Annotated in this window: 3 protein-coding genes; 2 read left to right on the top strand and 1 reads right to left on the bottom strand. The window is 66.7% G+C overall.

Translation table 11 applies throughout. From position 1 onward, the window contains the following. The first annotated feature begins 14 nt into the window (after window positions 1-14). Window positions 15-794, top strand: coding sequence for an alpha/beta fold hydrolase (locus tag WCB02_RS07725; protein ID WP_423957269.1), 780 nt, complete (start codon window positions 15-17; stop codon window positions 792-794). A 256-nt stretch (window positions 795-1,050) separates the two neighbouring features. Beyond that, a complete protein-coding gene (locus WCB02_RS07720) occupies window positions 1,051-1,662 on the top strand; it encodes a hypothetical protein (protein WP_423957268.1) in 612 nt (203 codons plus the stop codon). Window positions 1,663-1,860: 198 nt separating this feature from the next. On the opposite strand, the gene WCB02_RS07715 is transcribed toward WCB02_RS07720, so the two are convergent. Continuing rightward, on the bottom strand, window positions 1,861-2,477 hold a 617-nt coding region (locus tag WCB02_RS07715), incomplete at its 5' end, for a type 1 glutamine amidotransferase domain-containing protein (RefSeq protein WP_423957267.1).

Genomic DNA, 2,477 nt, shown 5'->3' with positions numbered 1-2,477 from the left:
GGAGAACAGAGATCATGACAATGAACCGACGCGATTTCTCGACCGCCCTGCTCGCGGGCGCCGCGGCTTCGCTGATCGCCGCCCGCGGCAGGGCCGCCGACGTAACGCCGGTCAAGGCGCGCAACATCGTGCTGGTGCACGGGCTGTTCGCCGACGGCTCGTGCTGGAGCGAGGTGATTGCGCGGCTGCAGGCGGCCGGCCTCAACGTGACCGCCGTGCAGAATCCGCTGACCACGCTGCCCGAGGCGGTCGCGTCCGCCGAGCGCGTGCTGGCGCGGCAGGATGGACCGACGGTTCTGGTCGGCCATTCCTTTTCCGGCATGATCGTCACCGAGGCCGGCGTGCATCCGAACGTCTCGGCGCTGGTCTATGTGGCGGCGCGCGCCCCGGATGCCGGCGAGGACTACACCGCGCTCGCCAAGACCTATCCGACGCCGCCGGCGTCGGCGGGCATCGTGTTCGACGGCGATGAAGGGCGGCTGTCCGAACAAGCCTTCCTGCGCGACTTCGCGGGCGATCTGCCGGAGGCCAAGGCAAAGGTGCTCTATGCAGTGCAGCAGCCGTTCCACAAGGCGCTGCTGACCGGCAAGACCAGCAACGCCGCCTGGCGCTCGAAGCCGAGCTATTATGCCGTGTCGACCGAGGACCGCACCATCAATCCGGACCTCGAACGCTTCATGGCCAGGCGCATGGGCGCCAGCACCATCGAGGTGAAGGCAAGCCACCTCGCGCTGATCTCCCATCCCGACGAGATCAGCAAGCTGATCCTCGACGCCGCGGGACAGTCGGCCTGAGCGGCGTCGGCACCGACGCGGCCGGCGAAAGGTAGCGCGACGGCGCCTTGTAGCAGGACCGTAACAAGGGTGGGCGGAGGCGCCCTTGCGCCGTGCCCGCCTTCTGCGCGTCGACGGGAATGGTGCGTGCCATCCCCGCGCGGCCGCGATCCGCAGAACTACGGAGTGTGCATATTTCAAACGAAGCGGTGCGGTTAGGGAACTGGCAACCTGAAGATGACCATAATTTTTTCATTCAGATTTTGGAGACTTGTACATGCGTAAACCAGGAATGACGCCGGATAGCTTCCCGCATCGCGGCGCGACCGCCACTTTCCGTGTCACCATCGGTCTGGCGCTCGCAGCGGGCGCCGGCACGATGTTGTGGGGCGTCGGCAGCCACAGCCTCTCCTTCGCCAGCGAAACTCCGGCGACGCTCGAGGACCGCGTCGCCGCCCTGGCGGCAGAGCTTGACCAGGTCAAGGCGGGCTCCGCCAAGCTGCGCGAGAGCCAGGGCGACACTTCAGAGGAGCTTGCCCATATCCGCGCCAGCGTCGCCAATGCCGAGATCGGCCTTGCGGCGCTGCGCACCACCACCGACCAGGACGAGGCGCGCGGGCGCGATACGGCGGCCCAGATCGAGTCGAATCTCGCCCAGCTGAAGGGCGAGACGCTCCGCCTCCGCATGGCGCAGGACGACACCGCAACCGAGCTAGGCTCGCTGCGCGCCAGCGCGGCGAACAGCGAGATTGGCGTCGACGCGCTCGGCGCGACCACGGGCGAGCTCCGCCAGCAGATCGAGCACATCGAAGCCGTCAGGGACGCGACCGGCTCGATCACCCGCAGCCGCAAGCATCGGCTTCACAAGAACTGGGTGGCACAGCGCTGAGCCGAGGGCACGACCCTCGCAATCACGGCGAGGGAGTGCATCGTAGTTCGTATCAGCCATCGCCTGTCCGAGGAGGGACGGGTGGGCCAGGGCGCTGTTGCGCCGCGCCCACCTGCACGTTGTTGATGGAAATGGCCGGAACGCATCCGTCATCGCTCTTCGAGCGACGGTGGACGCTTTGCCGTTCCCACGCGAAGACTACGACGCGCGCGCGGTGGCGGCCGGTTGGCCCTTTTGCTTGAGCGCTGCCATCAGCGTCTTGGCGGCCGCGCCCGAGGACGTCGGATTCTGTCCGGTGATCAACAGGCCGTCGCTGACGACGTGCGAAGCCCAGTTGGCCTTCTTCGAGAAGATGGCGCCCAGTTTCAGCATCTCGTCTTCGACCAGGAAGGGCACGACCTTGGTGAGGCCGACCGCTTCTTCCTCGCCATTGGTGAAGCCGGTCACTTCCTTGCCCTGAACCAGGAGCTTGCCGTCCGGCGCCTTGACGTGCCGCAGCGCGCCGGTGGAATGGCACACCACGGCGATGGTCTTGCCGGCCGCGATGAAGGACTCGATCAGCTTGATGGAGTGCTTGTCTTCGGCGATATCCCACATCGGGCCATGGCCGCCAGGGTAGAACACGGTGTCGAACTGGTCCTGCCTGACGCTGTCGAGGCGAACGGTCTTGTCGAGCTGGGCTTCCGCGGCCGCGTCCTTCTCGAACCGGCGCGTGACGTCGGTCTGGAAGCTGGGTTCGTTGCTCTTGGGATCGAGCGGCGGGCGGCCGCCTTTCGGCGATGCGAGCGTGATCTCGACGCCGGCATCCTTGAAAA

The organism is Bradyrhizobium sp. (assembly GCF_049581145.1).
Lineage (GTDB): Bacteria > Pseudomonadota > Alphaproteobacteria > Rhizobiales > Xanthobacteraceae > Bradyrhizobium.
Note: the sequence above shows the minus strand (reverse complement) of the source record. Positions and strands in the feature narration are given on the sequence as shown.